The following is a 15,223-nucleotide window of genomic DNA, read 5'->3' on the forward strand; positions in this document are numbered from 1 at the left end:
ACGCCTTCAAGGGCATTTACGAGAAGGCGGGCGGCGCCGGCATCACCATGGTCGATACGCTCAAGGAGGTCGCCGAACAGTCAGACGATGAGATCACCTCGACGGTGCGCGACTATGCACAGAACGTCGAGGTCATCCTTGGTCAAAAGGGCCGGCTCGCGGCGCATGCCAGGGGCAAGACGATCATCATGCGCACGCTCCACCCCGAGACGACGAACGGGCTGGGTGAGAAGGTCGAAGCAGAAAGCGATTTCACGCTGATCAGCGCGGCGGTGAGCGGCGGGCATTCGGGCGCTGTTCAACGCGGTATCCGCGACGCACCTGTTCACGTCCATGGGCAGGGATAAGCCTGCGGCATAACAAATCGGCCGTAACGCGGGAGAGCGTATCGAACATGCCACTACAAACCTTCCGCCATCGTCTGATGGGTTAGAGTGGCATAGCTCGAGGCACGGCAATCTCGATGAAGGGTGCGCGGCCGTAACTGAACGAACCTCCGGTGCTCTCCCGAGCAGCGTGCCCAAATGGGATGTCGTGCGATGCAGGCACAGCTTTTGTCCGCTTTTCTGACACCAGTCAGCTTATCCCCGGATCGCATCCGGCCCCGCACCGCAAACGATGGCGCAGATCCGCTCGCTCGCGTTCAGCCGTACTCGGCCTTCTGCGATTGCGGCTATCGCGGCCGCGCCACTGAGGTCGGCGGCGAGGCCCATCTCGAACCAAAGGCCCTTCGCGGCGCGCAGCATCTCGTCGTCATCGACCAGCACGATCTCGTCGACTTTGTCACTGACAATGTCGAAGATGCGGTCGTCGGTCTTAGCACACGCCATGGTCGCCACCGAGGTCGTCACCTTGTCCAGCGCCACGTTGCGTCCTGCTTCGAGCGCGCGCAGCAGCACTGGTGAGCCCGCCGCCTCCACGCCGACGACGCGGATATGCGGCGCCAGCGCCTTGATCGCCGTCGCCACGCCGCTGATCAGCCCGCCGCCACCCATGGCGACCAGCACCGTCGTCACGTCCGGCATCTGGTGGAGGATTTCGAGACCGACGGTGCCTTGCCCGGCCACCACCGCCGGGTCGGCGAACGGGTGGAAGTAGACCGCACCAGTCTCACGAACGAAGGCCTGAGCCGCCTCGTTCGATTCATGCCAGGCAGAGCCGACGATGTGTGTGGCCGCACCCCAGGCTTGCAGCTTCTCGATCTTGGCCGGCGAGGCATTGGTGGGCAAGAAGATGGTGGTCTGCACGCCGGCCATGAGACCGGCGCGCGCGGTGGCAATGCCGTGGTTCCCGCCCGACGCGGTGACGATGCCATGCGTCAGCATCGCACGGTCCAGCGACAGCAGCTTGTTGGTGGCGCCGCGCGCCTTGAACGACCCGGTGACCTGCAGCAGTTCCAATTTCAGCATCAGTTCGACATCGCCGGCCAGGGGTGTCTTGAAATTGGAACCGGCGATCATCGGCGTGCGTCTTATGTTGCCCTCAATGCGCGCGGCGGCGGCGCGGATGTCTTCCAGCGCAATCACGCCAGCTCTCCTTCGTAGCGCGTGGCGACAGTGACGCAGCAATTGCCGACGACGACACGGCCGGGCTGGCGGCGGCCATAGACGATGCCGTCCGAGAGGTAGCGCACGGTCTCGGGCGCACGGCCGGGATCGGCCAGATTGTGGATGCGGCCGGCGTCCTCGCCAGCATGGACCACGGCGCCCAGAGCATGGAACGGTTCGAACACACCGTCACTCGTTGCCAGCACATAGCCGTCATGGCCGGGAATGCGCAGGATCTTTTCAGGTCGCGCGGCCCGCGGCTTGCCGGTCGGCGGCAGCACACCGAGATGGCTGAGCACATTGCGCACACCCTTGCGGCAGATGCCGAGCGCATCGAGCGACACCGTGCCGGCGCCGGCCATCTCGGTGCCGACCGTGGTCAGCCCGGCGCGCACCGATGTGGCTGTCGAGGTGCGCGGTTCGCCGAGATTGTCGATGACGACGGTCAGCGGCGCGTCGAAGGCCAGTACTGCCTCCATGTTGCGCTTGCGGTGGGCGGCATCCGGCGCCGGCTCGATGATGGCGCTGGGCAGGATGTTGAGCGAGGAGCCGCCTGAATGAAGATCGACATAGGCGTGGCCGAGCGGCATGACGATGTCGCTGACATAGGCCGAGATCTGCTGGGTGATCGTGCCGGTGGGGTCGCCCGGAAAGGTGCGGTTGAGGTTCAGCCCGTCAACCGGCGAGGTGCGGCGGCCGGCCAGAACGGCGGGCAGGTTGATCGCCGGCAGGAAGATGATGCGGCCGCTGACCATGCCCGGGTCGAGATCGCGGATCATTTCGCCGAGCGTGATCGGCCCCTCATATTCGTCGCCATGGTTGCCGGCCTGCAGGATCGCAGTCGGGCCGCTGCCATTGCTGATCACGGCAATCGGGATGCGCGTCGCGCCCCAGGCGTCTTCATGTGGCGAATGCGGGATGTCAACGAAGCCGACCTGCTTGCCGGCGCGGTCGAAGTCGATGGTGGTGCGGGCGGTGGACATGCGAGCCATGTTTCTCTTTGGAACTCTTGTGGGGATGGAAGCGGGCCGAGAAAGGGCGGCGGGGGCGGAAAACCCCCGCCGCCGAAAGGTCAGATCGGGGGCAGGGTCGGCAGGGTGGTGCCGATCCACTTCTGCGACAGCGCCGAGAGCGAGCCGTCAAGCATGCCGAGATGGATGTAGGTGTCGAGCCAGCGCAGCAGTTCGGGACTACCCTGCTGGATGCCGATGTAGCATGGCGAGAACTGAAGGATGAATTTTGGCTTCAGCTGCACCTTGGGGTCCTTGTCCATCAGGTCCTTGGCGACGACATCGGCGGTGGCCAGCAATTGCGCCTGGCCAGAGGTGAAGGCGGCGGCGGCGGTGGCGTCGTCGTCGAAGCGCACGATCTTGGCGTTGGGCGCGGCCTTGGTCAGTTCGAGGTCCTGCGTCGTGCCGCGCGCAACGGCGACGGTCTCGTCCTTGAGGTCGGCGGGGCTCTTCACCGCGATGCTGTCGGGGCCGAAGACACCGATCGAAAGGGCTGAGTAGGGCGAGGTGAAGGCAATCTGCAGCGCGCGTTCCGGCGTCGCGCCCATGGCGGCGATGACGATGTCGAGGCGGTCGGTGACGAGATAGGGTACGCGGTTCGCGCCGGTGATCTGCTGCATTTCGAGCTTGACGCCCAGCGCCTCGGCGATCTTCTTGGCCATGTCGACATCGAGGCCGACCGGCTCGTTCTTGGCGTCGACCGAACCGAAGGGCGGCACGTCGATGGGCACGCCGATGCGCACCGTGCCGGCGGAAAGGATCTTCTGCAGGTCGGCCGCGCTGGCCGGCATTGCCGAGACCGCGCCGGCCAGGAGCACGGCTGTGACGATCCTGGTAAGATGCTTGAACATGGAACTTCCCCTTTTTCTGGTTGGGCTTTCTTTTCCTAGTGAAGGACGGCGCTCAGGAAGCTCCTGAGTTCGGCCGTACGAGGCTCGAGCAAGGTCTCACGCGCTGGCCCATCCTCGTGGATGCGGCCCTCGTGCATGAAGATCACGCGGTCGGCGACGTTCTTGGCAAAGTTCATCTCATGGGTGACGAGCATCATGGTCATGCCTTCGCTGGCGACGCTTTCGAGTACGCGCAGCACTTCGCCGACCAGTTCGGGGTCGAGCGCGGAGGTGATCTCGTCGAACAGCATCAGGGTTGGCTGCATGGCCAGCGAGCGCGCGATGGCGACGCGCTGCTGCTGGCCGCCCGACAATTCGTCGGGATAGGCAAGCAGCTTGTCTGCGAGGCCGACCTTAGCCACCACGGCGTGGGCGACCTCGCGGGCGGCCGGCCTGTCGAGCTTGCGCACCAGCTTCAGCGCCAGCATGACATTGCGCTCGACATTGAGATGCGGGAACAGATTGTAGCTCTGGAACACCATGCCGGCGCGCTGGCGCAGCAGGTTGAGGTCGGCCTTGGGCGCGGTGACGTCGATGCCGTCGACGACGATGCGGCCGGCCTGCACCTTCTCCAGTCCGTTGATGCAGCGAAGCATGGTCGACTTGCCCGAGCCCGAGCGGCCGATGACGGCGACGATCTCGCCTTTTTCCACGTTGAGCGAGATGCCCTTCAGCACCTCGACCGCGCCGAAGCGCTTGCGGATATCGGCGATTTCAACGAGCGACATGAAGTCTCCTTTCCAGCATGCGGGCGAGCTGGGAGAGGGAAAAGCAGATGACGAAATAGATGGCGGCGGCGGTGAGATAGACCGGCAGCGGAGCAAAGGTCGCACCGCTGATGATCTGGCTGGCGCGGGTCAGCTCGACGAAGCCGATCAGCGCGGTGAGCGAGGTGTTCTTCACCAGCTGGACGAGGAAGCCGACGGTCGGCGCGACGGAGATGCGGATCGCCTGCGGCAGCACGACGTGGCCAAGCCGCTGCGCGTAGGTGAGGCCGAGCGCCGCGCCCGCCTCCCATTGGCGCTGCGACACCGATTGCAGGCTGCCGCGCCAGATCTCTCCGAAGAAGGCCGATGCATAGATCGACAGCGACAAGGCCGCCGCCGTCCAGGCGTCGACCGAGAGGCCGACCAGCGGCAGGCCGAAGAAGAAGACGAAGAGCTGGCCGAGCAGCGGCGTGCCCTGGATCAGGTTGATCCAGGCGATGGCCAGCCAGTTGAGCGGCCCGAACGGGATGACGCGCAGCACGGCGACGACGATGCCCAGAAGGCCGCCGCCCACCGTGGCGGTGAACGCCAGCAGCAGCGTCCAGCGCGCGGCCTCGATCAGGTAGACGATATCGGTGCCGCCAAATTCGCGGATCATCGGCGCGGCCTCCTGACGAAGACCGCCCAGTAGACGCCGGCGAAGAAAGCGCGGAAGCCCAGTGTGAGCACGAGATAGGAAACGGTGATCAGCGTGTAGGTCTCGAAGGAGCGGTAGGTGCGTGAATCGATGAAGGCGGCCTGGTGGAACAGTTCGGTGGCGCCGATCGAGGAGACGACGCTGGTGGTCAGCATGATCAGCACGAACTGGCTGGAAAGCGCCGGGTAAATGGCCTTCATTGCCTGGAACAGCACGACATGGCGAAAGGTCTGGCCGGCGGTGAGGCCGAGCGATCGGCCGGCCTCGATCTGGCTCTGGCGCACGGACTGGAAACCGGCGCGCAGGATTTCCGCACCATAGGCGCCCATGTTGATCGACAGCGCGATCAGCGCGGCGGTGTTGGCGCCAAGCTTGATGCCGATAGAAGGCAGGCCGAAGAAGACGATGAACAGCTGCACCAGCAGCGGCGTGTTGCGCAGCGCCTCGACATAGACGCGGGCGCAGGCGCGCAGTGGCGTCAGCGGGCTTATCGAGGCCATGGCGACGATCAAGCCGATGGCAAGTCCGCAGAGCATGGTGACGACCGAGAACTGCAAGGTCAGCAGCACGCCTTGCACGATCTCGGGGATATAGCGCAGCAGGACATCAAACTTGAAATTATAGCTCATGGATGCAGAGCGTCCCCTATGCAACGCTAGGCAGATCGCTATTTTCCGCTCGGATTTGCCTGGACACCACGCTATCGTCGCTTCATATGTGACGTCAAGCGTCATCTATGAAGCGATACAAATGACGGACGACAAGCTCAATTACAGCGCGCCGGCCCTCGAAAAGGGACTGGATATCCTCGAATTGCTGGCCAACGCCGGCCAGCCCTTGGGCACGCGCCAGATCGCCGAGGAACTGGGGCGATCGAAGAACGAGATTTTCCGCATGGTCCATGTGCTGCTTGCGCGCGGCTACATCCAGCGCGACGAAGGCGGCGAGGGGCTGATGCTGTCGAACAAGCTGTTCGGGCTGGGCATGCAGACGGCGCGCGCCCGTGACCTGGTGAGCACCGCGGCCCCCATCGTCGAGCGCTTCGCCGAGGAAGTGCACCAGGCGGCGCATCTGGTTGTCGCGCATCGCGGCGAAACCGTCATCATCGCGGCAGCATCGGGCGGGGCGGACATGAACTTCTCGCTCAAGCTCGGCTATCGCCGGCCGCTGGCGGACGCCCATTCCGGGCTGGTGCTGATGGCGTTCCAGCCCAAACTGGTGCGTGACCGGATGATCGCCGAATGCCTGATGCTGATGCGCGAGCCGCCGGACCCGACGACGCTCGCCGCCGAACTCGACGCGGTGCGCGAGCGCGGCGCCATCATCCATGAAAGCCGCGACATCATCGGCGTGACCGACGTCGTCTGTCCGATAATCGCCGGCGACCGGCGCGCCGTGGCCTGCGTAACGGTTGCGGCGGTCAGCCGACGCAGCGCCGCGCCCAATTTCGAGGCCATGCTGGCGCGGCTGAAGCTCGCTTGCGCCGAGATCGCGCATGAGCTTGGAGGGTAGGGACGCTCAACCCGCGACGATGATGTCGCGCGGCGTGCGGGACAGCACCTCCGCACCGGTCGTGGTGACAAGCACATTGTCGATGATGCGCGCTCCAAGGCCTTCGGCGCCGATATAGACCGGCGGCTCGATGGTGACCACCATGCCAGCCTTCAGCATGTGCGGGCTGTCGCCGATCATGTGCAGCGGCTCGGCCCAGCTCGGCGGAAAGCCCGGCCCCAGCGCATAGCCTGATGTGTGGACACGGCAGGCTTCGAGCCCGGCCTCACCGATCACGGCGCGGGCCGCCTGGTGCGGCACGGTTGCCGGCACGCCGTCGCGAATCGCCGCGATCATGGCATCGCCGGCGCGCAGCACGAGGTCGTGCAATTCGGCCATGCGCGGCGTCGGCGTGCCCAGCGCGAAATTGCGGCCGATAGTGGCGGTGTAGCGGTTGAAGGTGGTGCCGAATTCGATGTTGCCGAAATCGCCATGTTCAAGCCGACGCGCGGTCGGCGCGCCGTGGCTGTAGGCGGAGCGCGGGCCGGAGACGAGGTTGATCGGACTAGCGGCGATGCCGCTGCCATTGCGCAGCAAGGTCTCGTGGATGCCGCCGGCCAGCGCCAGTTCCGACAGGCCCGCCGCGAGCTCGCCGGCAAAGCGCTCCATGCCAAGGTCGGCAAGGGCCTCCGCGCGCCTGATATAAGCGATCTCGGCCGGCGACTTCACCAGCTTCAGGCCGGCGATCAGCTCGGTCGCCTCGGTGACCAGGGCATCGCCGATGACGGCGCGAAGGCCGAGATAGTGATGCGGGTGGAGATAGTAGGCCGGCACTTCGAGGCCGACGCGCCTGCCGAGCACGCCGTGGCGCCGCGCTATGCCGGCGAAGACTGCGACCGGATCCTCGTTCTCGCCGCCGCCATAGCCTTGTACCTCGCCGGCAAGGGCGTCCGTCTCGAATTCATGCACCTCGCCCTGGCGTGTCAGCACGACCAGCGGCTCGTCACGCGCGCCGACCAGCAGGCATTGGAATTCCTGGTAGCTTTTGGCATCGCTGCCGGTCAGCCAATGGATTGAGGCGGGGTGGACGGCAACCAGCCAGTCGAGGTCGCGTGCGGCCATGGCGGCGCGGACACGCGCCAACCGATCAGCGAACTCGGCGGCGGTGAAATCATGTTTCGACATCAGTCTTGCGTCACCGCCATTGCCTCGATCTCGATCAGCAGGTTCTCGAAGGCAAAGCCGGCGACGCGGATCGCGGTCACCGCCGGACCAGGCTCGGCGTAGAATTCGCGCTGGACGCGGGCAATCACCGCGCGCGTCGCCTCGATCCCCGCCCAGCTGCCTTCGACGTGATAGTAGATGTAGAGCTTGGCGACATCGCTTTCGTCGAGCCCGCCTTCGGCCAGCGTGCGGCGGATGAACTCGAAGACGTTGCGGGTCTGCGTTTCCATGTCGTCGCCGACGGCCTGTGCCTTGTTGTCGGCCGAGATCTGGCCGCCGATGAAGGCGAGCCCGCCGACCTTCCAACCTTGCGTGAACTGGGTGTTGGAAATGCTCCAGTCCCAATGGTTGGCCGGTTGCAGGCGCTGCTTGTCGTCGCCGAGCATGCCGATGCCCTCGACCTGGATCAGTTCGTCGGCATTGCCCATGCCCTGGATGCGCAGTCCGGCACCGGCCGCCGAAGGCGCCGACATGTAGCGGCGTCGCACATTGGTCATCTTCTCCCAGAAGTCGGTGACCTCGCGGCCCTCGCCGAAAAAGCGGAAATAGGTGTTCTGGCGCATCAGGCTGTGGCGGTCGCCGCCGCCCGACCGCAGCATCGTGTCGAGGTTGCGGAAGGCCGCGTCGGTCTGCACCTCGATATCGCCAAGCCCGAGTACATCGCCTTCGGCATCGAGCGAGCGCTGGCCTCCGACAAACAGCATGTCGCCGACCTTCCAGCCATGGACGAAGGGCAGCTGCTTGCGCCAGCGCCAATGACCGGGCGGGTCGAGCAGTTCGCGCTTGCCGCCGATGACCACCCAAGCGTCGACCATCAGCAGCGCGCCCTCGCGGTCGAGGCCGCAGCGGATTTCCGTTGTGGTCGGGCCGGGGGCCGCGAAACAGCCGGCGCGCACGGCATCGAGTTCGTCGAGGAAGGCGCCGACGGCATCGGCCTCGCAACTGAAATAGATGTTGTGCTTAACCACATCGGCAATGCCCGCGCCGGCCTGGGCGAGGAGGGCCGCCAGCCGGTCGAAGATGGCGCGCGCCTGACCGATTATGTCGCTTGCGACGATATTGCCGCTGGCGTCCGTCGCCATCAGCCCGCCGATGAAGACGATGTCGCCCGCGCGGACGGCCTGCGGCGCCGATCCTTCGATATCGCTGAATGTCTGCATCCGCACCACGTATCCTCCCCCGCCGATTCCAACTTACTTACCTGCAAGTCAGTATCCCGTCAAATGCTGGGGATGCCGCAAAGCTTCGGCGTCCATGGCCAACGCATTTGGCTATGATGGAAGCATGGACGAGACCGACACCAGACAGGCGATCAAGGATACGGCGCTGGAGCTTCTGGTGCGCCATGGCTATCGCGGCACCAGCTTCGGGGATATTTCGGCGGCGCTCGGTACGACGCGCGCCAATATTCACTATCATTTCGGCAACAAGCAGGCGCTCGTCGATGAGGTGCTTGGCGACTACATGGAGGCGACGCTGAGTGCCTTGCGCGCCGTGTGGTCGGATGAGGGTGCGAACCTCTCCGATCAGGTAGAGGCCATGATCGCCTACAGCCGCGGCCGCTTCTTGCATTTCAATCCACCCGACACGAAGGGACGAAATTGGAGCCTGATCACAAGGCTCAGGCAGGACGCCGAACTTCTTGGCGCCGATGGCCAGAAGATGCTCGACCATTTCGGCGCGGAGCTTTCCATGCTGTTTACGGATGCCCTATCGGCTGCAGGCCGACGTGGCGAGCTAGCTCCAAATATTGTCCCTAGTGATGCGGCTCTGCTGCTCGCGGCGATAGCCGACAACGCTGCGCCGATCACGCTTGCCGAAGGCGGTTTTGACATGCTGGAGAAAACGTATCGCAGCCTGGCGCAGATCATCAAATCCAGCACCTACTGACTTTCAGTCGGAAAAGCACATAGAGGAAGGCGTTTGAACCGAGGCTGACTGACGCATCAAGCGACTTGCACTTGACGCCGACATTGGTCATCCACAGGAGGAGGCGCGGCCCACCTAGTCGGGAGGCGACAATCTCGTAGGGTATTCGACGCAAATAAGAGCCTGCGGTGGCGATCGAGGCGGCCGCCGCGTTAAGTAGACAGACGCTTTGGGAATTTCTCTTGTCAAATCAGCCCAAGAAAACCGGTCCTGTAAGCCCCTCGAGCATCGGGCTTGCCGGCAATGCGCGGCGGCGACTATGCCATTCCGGAACTAGACGAACATCATGACAATAATCGCGCCGATGACGATCAGAACAAGGCCGCCGATCAGCATCGGCAACAGACTGTTGTCCGAGTCGATACCAGACTCAAACTGCTTTGTTGTCGGCTTGTCGCTCTTATTTGGTTCAGCCATAGCTCGTCTCCTTGTGTGACAAAGATCAGCATCTGTCCGGTAAAGGGAAAGGCCTCCGTCGCGGCCCGCGACGACCCTCTGCTCAGTCCTCAAATTGATCGGGCGACGAGATGGAAACACTTTGTCCCCGACCGTAAGAGACTTCGACCTTACCCGCCCCTTTGCGTCACGCCGAAAGCTTGGGGTGATGCGGGCCGGCCAAGGAAATCCTGAGGCATCAGTGCGACGTCGGCCAGCGTGTAGCGGTCAAGAACGTTCTGGAAGGAGGCTATCGCTTCGCCAAACATGCTTGAAAGCTTGCAGGATCCGGTGAGCACACATTGGTTTCCGGTAGCAAAGCACTCCACAACCGCAAAATCCGGCTCAGTCAGCCGTATGACATCGCCGATCCGGATCATCTCGGGCCGGAGTCCCAGAACGAGGCCGCCGGAACGGCCGCGGACCGCCTTCAGGTATCCCCCGCGCGTCAGGGTATTGGCGACTTTGTTGAGGTGCGTTTTCGATACCTTGAAGATCCGGGCAGTTTCCTCGATCGTGATCAGGTGATCACCGGCGGAGGCCGCGTACATCAGCATTCTCAAGGCATAGTCCGAGAAGTTGGTCAGCCTCACCGGCGCTTCCTCTCTTGGGTTGGCGTGCTGCAATGGCAACCACTCACAAACCAATTCGGCATCACAGGTCTTTCTCGGCAATCGGTTCGATGCCAATCGTGGTCTCGCCGCGGCTGAAGGCGACCGCAAGACGAAAGCTGTGAGCGATGCGCAGCGCGCGATCCATGAACAGCGCCGCGACTTCAGGCGGGCAGATACGGCGCACTGTTACGCGAAATAACGTCAACCAACGCCGGAAATGCACCTCGCCAAGGCTGCCTATCGCGAGATGTGGGGGCAGGGGCCGACCTTCATATCGGGATGTTCGCAGCAGTGTCGCGGACCAGAAGTCACACATCTTCGCCAGATGACGCGGCCACTCGTCGGATTGTATCTGCTGGCGGAAGATGGGACCAAGAAGCTCATCACGGCGAATTTCTTCATAGAAGCCGTCAACCACGCCGCGGATCATGGTCTCGTCGAGCACATCCGGCAACGGGAGGCCGTCGACGATGATCGTTCTCTTGCTCCGGCTATTCCCGCTCATGTGCTCGCCCTCATTTCCGCCAGGCCAATGCGGCTTTTGGAATCGCCGCCAGGCTCAATCCAGGCCGCCGGCTCGTCGGCAGCACCGAAGTGCGCAGTCCTTGCAGCCATGGTTTGGGGATCAGGATCTATCAATGGCTTGCATTCTGATTGTGCCTTGGCTTGGCATCGAGGTAAGCATCTCAACTAAAACATACATTGTCAATGTATGTTTTAGGAATATGATCATGAAGTCGGGGTTCGATGGACTGGCAAGCTTTCTGTCGAACTGCACCCTGCTGAAGGCCGAGGCGTCGGAGTTCCTCAAAGGCGTACGTCCGCTACTAATGAGGCGTCGCGCAACTGACCAGGCATGAAGCCGGCTGCGCACGTGTGCCAATTGGCGGAAATGACCGAGCGCGGATCAGCATCGAGCGGCTGACTGTGCCTGTTGCAGTCCCTCTCGAGTCCGAGGCATCCGAAGCACCCGGCACACCTGCGAAAGAGCGGGAAGGAAGGCGGAGACGGCGGAGCGAGGCCAGACCAGGGTATAAACGATATCGACCGGATCGTCGTCCGGCCCGCCGAAATCGATAGGCCGATGCAGTCGAGCAAAAGATGCCACGGGAGAAGAGATCGTGTCGAACAAGGCGTGCGGGGTCGCAACGCCGCGGCCGAGACCTGTCGAGCCGTGACACTCGCTGCGCCAAAGGCTATGGAGAACCATCTGCTCGTCGAGTCCGGCTCTCCGCGCTATCCTGACGGCTATTTTCGACAATGCGGAATGCTTGCCCTTTGTCGCGAGGTCAAGCGCGACATCTTCTTCTAACAAGTAGGGGATCATCACAGTTGCCGGTAAGACTGATCCAAACGCAATCGCGGACAACGGTCAGTCACATTGCCAGCGTAGGGAAACGTTCACTTTGGACTGAATTGGAATCCCGGCTTTCCCGGACGCGAAGCCCAACGTCTTTCGCGTCCGGGCTAGAAGCCTGCGTTGAGGCGCCACGGATCTCTTCGGAAATTTTGCGTGAAAATATGCATAGCAACTGAAATGTAGTGAAGGCCTTTTTGGAATCAAGCGACGCCAATAGTGGCCGTCGCTTCAGAGTTATTCGGTTCTGTGGGTACAACCCCTTCGACGATTTGACACGTGCCGCCTTGGTTCGCGAGCTATCGCGAATGGTCTAAGGCTTGGTAATGCACATTCTGGGATCTTCGCCATCGAGTGACTGAAGAGAATTCATGGATGCAAACAGGAGATACCAAATAAACGCAAAAATAATGCACTGAAACGCCACTTAATTTCGTTTGACGGACGTGGCCGTCTCCTCCTTGCTTGGCGGGCACGAATAGGCCGTGTCAGCGATGAAGATCGGATATTAGGTCTTCCACCTTTTGGCTGTTGCGCGGCTTCTACCAAAACAAGGAGTTACCGTGATGAAAACGCTTGCCTTCGCAGTTGTCGTGACAATGGCCAGCTCGCTTTGCGCTATGGCGGCGAGCGATGTCGCCAAATCTCCGCCGGCTGCTCCTTACGAACAGGTCAGCAAGCTTGTGAAGCTGCCCGACTTCCTGCCGGGCATGGGCCAACTTTTCGTCGATCCGACGACATTGCCTGCCGGCCCGTTCCTTGCCTATGACCACGACGGCAAGCTTGTCAGCACCATCTACATGCTGCCGATCAAGGATCTCAATCCGGACAAGCGTTTTGACGACCTCGCGGCGCCGGGCGGCAATGTCGACCATGTCGACGTCTACTACAATGCCGGGCATCCGGGTGTTCCCGAACCGCATGTCCACGTCGTGTTGTGGCACGTCTCGGCCACCGACGAAGCCCGTGTCGCCAAATGATGCTCACGCGTCGTCAGGTACTGGGCGGGGGCGGCGCGCTTGCCGCCGCCCTTTCTCGCTCTTCTCCTGCCGCATGGGCCGAGGAGGTGGTGGAAATCACGATGCGAGGGCGCGACGACGGCTCACAGGTCTGGTTCGACCCGATCGGCATTCTGATCAAACCAGGACAGACGGTCCGCTGGACCAATCTCAATTCGGGCAATTCGCACACTACGACTGCATACAGTCCGACGAACTTCGAGAGACCGCGCCGCATGCCCGGGGCCGCAAAACCGTGGGATTCTGGCTACCTCCTGCCCAACGAGAGTTTTTCGGCTGCCTTCACTGAGCAGGGGGTCTATGACTACTACTGCGTCCCGCATGAGCACGCCGGCATGGTCGGCCGTATCATCGTCGGCGCGCCCGAAGCGCATGGCTGGACCGAGCTGGTTGGTGCGAATGGCGATTTGCCGGAGAAGGCCCTCAAAGCATTTCCGAAAGTCGAAAACATCATGATTCGCGGGGTCGTCCAGCGCGATTAGGTCATGTCCGCGAAGGCGCCTGGCTGAACAACGAGGATTGGATACCGCGATCAGACCGGGCCACGAGTTCCCTGGCTGTCGTCAGTGACCGATGGGGACGTTTTCATGACGGGCGACGTGCATCCATGCGGAAATCAGCCACAATCTCAGACAGGGCGGGACGGGCGCTCTCGGTTGCCGCCCGTTTCTCTCGATGCCCGGACCGCAATCGAACGACGCGGGCAGGCGACACATCGGCTTGCTGCATTGGGCGAAATGACGGGCGGCATTGTCCATGACTTCAGAAACCTGCTGGCGGTCATCGAATCCGGCCTGAGGCTTGCCGAAGCAAGGGCTGACGAGCCAAACCATGTGCTGACCTGCATTGCGATGGCGCGGGAAGGAATCGCTCGTGGGATCGATTTGACCTCGCAGCTCCTCGCTTTTGCAAAGCACCAGGAACTCGATGCCCATGCCGGCGACCTCAATGAATTCCTCAGGTCCTTCGAGCCATTGCTGAGATATGGCGCCGGTCCCGATATACGCGTCAGGCTTGAACTTGGTTCCGATATTCCGGACTGCCTGGTCGATCCTGCATTGTTCGACACGGCGGTGCTTAATCTCGTTGTCAACGCACGGGATGCCATGCCCAAAGGCGGCGAGATCAGGATTGTCACCGAGCGGTTGGTGCAGGAGACCGCCATACCTGACCACGTGGGGCCGGGAACCTATGTCTGCGTTCGCGTCAAGGACCAAGGGTGCGGCATGACCGAGGAAGTCTTGCGAACGGCGTTCGATCCCTTCTTCACGACCAAAGGCGATAAGGGCACGGGCATCGGGCTGTCGCAGGTACGCGCAGTGATGCGGATGATTGGCGGCCATGTTCGCATTGCGAGCGAGACGGGGATTGGGACGACAGTCGATCTGCTGTTCCCGTCAATCCAACCGGAAGTCAAAGCGTCGCCAAGCAATGACTAGAGTTTGACGTCGCCACCTGCAACGGCATGCAATCCCGCCAGGGCAGGACCCACAACGCTCTCGTCCGCACTCGCGGATTGGACCGCGTAAACCGGGTAAGAGAACTGCGGCATTTCAGGCACAAGATGAAGCCGGCCCGCTTCTATGTGAGGTTGCACTGAACTCATTCTGAAATACCCGGAGCCGCCAGCCGCAAGAACATAGTTCAGCGCGAGCGGACCGAGATCGAAAGAAAGATCCGGCGCAGCACTCGGGAAATTCATCCCGTGATGAAGTCCAAAATCCGGCCCCCAGTCCATATAGACATAATCGGATTCATCCAGGAGACGCGATTCGGAATTGGTAGTCACCAGGACGAGTTTCTCTTCCAAAAGCAGATCGATCTTCAAACCCGGTCTGTGCGGGGGCGCGTACATAATGGCCAAGTCGACCAGTCCCGACGCGACCTGATTGATCAGATCCTGCGGCACGTCGACGTGTACTCTAAGCGCAATATCCGGAAGCGAATGGCGCATCCATCTGACCCAATCGAGCAGAAGGGGTTGCGCAAGGCTGACTTCGCTTCCGACCGTCAGAACGGCCCGGCGGCCCGGCGGCACTGCAACCTGATGAAGGGTTCGCTGCCATAGCTGGACGAACATCGGGGCGTGGCGCAGGAACTGCTCGCCAGCCGGGGTGAGCGAGGCTCCGCCCTTGTGCCGAACGAAAAGAGCACGGCCCAATTGCTGTTCAAGGTTGCGGATTCGCGCGCTTACGGTCGTCTGGGCGACATTCAAGCGCTCCGAAGCGCGAATGAAACTGCCGGTCGAAACGATCTCAATAAAAGTGCGGGCAAGCTCAATGTCCATTCTGCATATAGCATAA

The 15,223-nt window shown here is 62.3% G+C and carries 19 protein-coding genes; 6 read left to right on the forward strand and 13 right to left on the reverse strand.

The genetic code is table 11. The features are described 5' to 3' along the window. Nucleotides 1-14: 14 nt before the first annotated feature. Nucleotides 15-347 (forward strand): NAD(P)-binding domain-containing protein, encoded by a 333-nt coding sequence (locus LB543_RS27225; protein ID WP_318013015.1) that lies wholly within the window; start codon nucleotides 15-17, stop codon nucleotides 345-347. Nucleotides 348-581: 234 nt separating this feature from the next. Here the strand turns inward: LB543_RS27225 and LB543_RS27230 are convergent, their stop codons facing one another. The 6 genes from LB543_RS27230 to LB543_RS27255 all read right to left on the reverse strand — a co-directional run bounded on the left by LB543_RS27230 (nucleotide 582) and on the right by LB543_RS27255 (nucleotide 5,480). Further along, nucleotides 582-1,526, reverse strand: a complete 945-nt coding sequence (locus tag LB543_RS27230; RefSeq protein WP_140764085.1) for a threonine/serine dehydratase — start codon at nucleotides 1,524-1,526, stop codon at nucleotides 582-584. After that, entirely contained in the window at nucleotides 1,523-2,539 is a 1,017-nt protein-coding gene (locus LB543_RS27235; RefSeq protein ID WP_140764087.1) for a succinylglutamate desuccinylase/aspartoacylase family protein, read from the reverse strand. Before LB543_RS27235 ends, LB543_RS27230 begins: the two co-directional genes overlap by 4 nt. 80 nt (nucleotides 2,540-2,619) lie before the next feature. Then, a complete protein-coding gene (locus LB543_RS27240; RefSeq protein WP_140764089.1) occupies nucleotides 2,620-3,408 on the reverse strand; it encodes a transporter substrate-binding domain-containing protein in 789 nt (262 codons plus the stop codon). A gap of 35 nt (nucleotides 3,409-3,443) precedes the next feature. After that, complete coding sequence (locus LB543_RS27245; protein ID WP_140764091.1) at nucleotides 3,444-4,175, reverse strand: amino acid ABC transporter ATP-binding protein; 732 nt, start codon at nucleotides 4,173-4,175, stop codon at nucleotides 3,444-3,446. After that, entirely contained in the window at nucleotides 4,162-4,812 is a 651-nt protein-coding gene (locus LB543_RS27250; protein WP_140764093.1) for an amino acid ABC transporter permease, read from the reverse strand. Before LB543_RS27250 ends, LB543_RS27245 begins: the two co-directional genes overlap by 14 nt. Then, on the reverse strand, nucleotides 4,809-5,480 hold the full coding sequence (locus LB543_RS27255) for an amino acid ABC transporter permease (RefSeq protein ID WP_224616351.1): 672 nt from the start codon (nucleotides 5,478-5,480) through the stop codon (nucleotides 4,809-4,811). The genes LB543_RS27250 and LB543_RS27255 overlap by 4 nt, the downstream gene beginning before the upstream one ends. Nucleotides 5,481-5,601: 121 nt before the next feature. On the opposite strand from LB543_RS27255, the gene LB543_RS27260 reads away from it, so the two are divergent. Continuing rightward, nucleotides 5,602-6,363, forward strand: coding sequence for an IclR family transcriptional regulator (locus LB543_RS27260; protein WP_224616352.1), 762 nt, complete (start codon nucleotides 5,602-5,604; stop codon nucleotides 6,361-6,363). 6 nt (nucleotides 6,364-6,369) lie between these two features. Here LB543_RS27260 and LB543_RS27265 read toward each other — a convergent pair whose 3' ends face one another. Together LB543_RS27265 and LB543_RS27270 are read right to left on the reverse strand one after the other, a co-directional pair. Then, complete coding sequence (locus LB543_RS27265) at nucleotides 6,370-7,527, reverse strand: M24 family metallopeptidase (RefSeq protein WP_224616353.1); 1,158 nt, start codon at nucleotides 7,525-7,527, stop codon at nucleotides 6,370-6,372. Next, nucleotides 7,527-8,726: a RidA family protein gene (locus tag LB543_RS27270; RefSeq protein WP_224616354.1), complete on the reverse strand. Its 1,200-nt coding sequence runs from the start codon at nucleotides 8,724-8,726 to the stop codon at nucleotides 7,527-7,529. Before LB543_RS27270 ends, LB543_RS27265 begins: the two co-directional genes overlap by 1 nt. Here LB543_RS27270 and LB543_RS27275 point away from each other — a divergent pair. Beyond that, nucleotides 8,659-9,456 carry a TetR/AcrR family transcriptional regulator gene (locus tag LB543_RS27275; RefSeq protein ID WP_224616355.1) on the forward strand — a complete coding sequence of 266 codons (798 nt, stop codon included), beginning with the start codon at nucleotides 8,659-8,661 and terminating at the stop codon, nucleotides 9,454-9,456. The genes LB543_RS27270 and LB543_RS27275 overlap by 68 nt on opposite strands. A gap of 312 nt (nucleotides 9,457-9,768) precedes the next feature. On the opposite strand, the gene LB543_RS27280 is transcribed toward LB543_RS27275, so the two are convergent. The 4 genes from LB543_RS27280 to LB543_RS27295 form a co-directional block, all read right to left on the reverse strand. After that, a complete protein-coding gene (locus LB543_RS27280; protein WP_181178788.1) occupies nucleotides 9,769-9,912 on the reverse strand; it encodes a hypothetical protein in 144 nt (47 codons plus the stop codon). A 149-nt stretch (nucleotides 9,913-10,061) separates the two neighbouring features. Further along, nucleotides 10,062-10,523, reverse strand: a complete 462-nt coding sequence (locus tag LB543_RS27285) for an RrF2 family transcriptional regulator (protein WP_224616356.1) — start codon at nucleotides 10,521-10,523, stop codon at nucleotides 10,062-10,064. Nucleotides 10,524-10,584: 61 nt separating this feature from the next. Continuing rightward, entirely contained in the window at nucleotides 10,585-11,049 is a 465-nt protein-coding gene (locus tag LB543_RS27290) for a group III truncated hemoglobin (RefSeq protein ID WP_140764109.1), read from the reverse strand. A gap of 402 nt (nucleotides 11,050-11,451) precedes the next feature. After that, the gene (locus tag LB543_RS27295; protein ID WP_224616357.1) at nucleotides 11,452-11,871 is read right to left on the reverse strand and encodes a PTS sugar transporter subunit IIA; all 420 of its coding nucleotides are present in this window, start codon (nucleotides 11,869-11,871) and stop codon (nucleotides 11,452-11,454) included. A 596-nt stretch (nucleotides 11,872-12,467) separates the two neighbouring features. Here LB543_RS27295 and LB543_RS27300 point away from each other — a divergent pair. From LB543_RS27300 to LB543_RS27310, 3 genes are all read left to right on the forward strand, one after another. After that, the gene (locus tag LB543_RS27300) at nucleotides 12,468-12,881 is read left to right on the forward strand and encodes a DUF5602 domain-containing protein (protein WP_224616358.1); all 414 of its coding nucleotides are present in this window, start codon (nucleotides 12,468-12,470) and stop codon (nucleotides 12,879-12,881) included. Further along, entirely contained in the window at nucleotides 12,878-13,402 is a 525-nt protein-coding gene (locus LB543_RS27305; RefSeq protein WP_224616359.1) for a plastocyanin/azurin family copper-binding protein, read from the forward strand. The genes LB543_RS27300 and LB543_RS27305 overlap by 4 nt, the downstream gene beginning before the upstream one ends. Before the next feature lie 105 nt (nucleotides 13,403-13,507). Further along, entirely contained in the window at nucleotides 13,508-14,359 is an 852-nt protein-coding gene (locus tag LB543_RS27310) for an ATP-binding protein (protein WP_224616360.1), read from the forward strand. Here LB543_RS27310 and LB543_RS27315 read toward each other — a convergent pair. Beyond that, a complete protein-coding gene (locus LB543_RS27315; protein WP_224616361.1) occupies nucleotides 14,356-15,207 on the reverse strand; it encodes a LysR family transcriptional regulator in 852 nt (283 codons plus the stop codon). The genes LB543_RS27310 and LB543_RS27315 overlap by 4 nt on opposite strands. Nucleotides 15,208-15,223 lie beyond the last annotated feature (16 nt).

This window comes from Mesorhizobium sp. ESP7-2 (assembly GCF_020164715.1).
Lineage (GTDB): Bacteria > Pseudomonadota > Alphaproteobacteria > Rhizobiales > Rhizobiaceae > Mesorhizobium.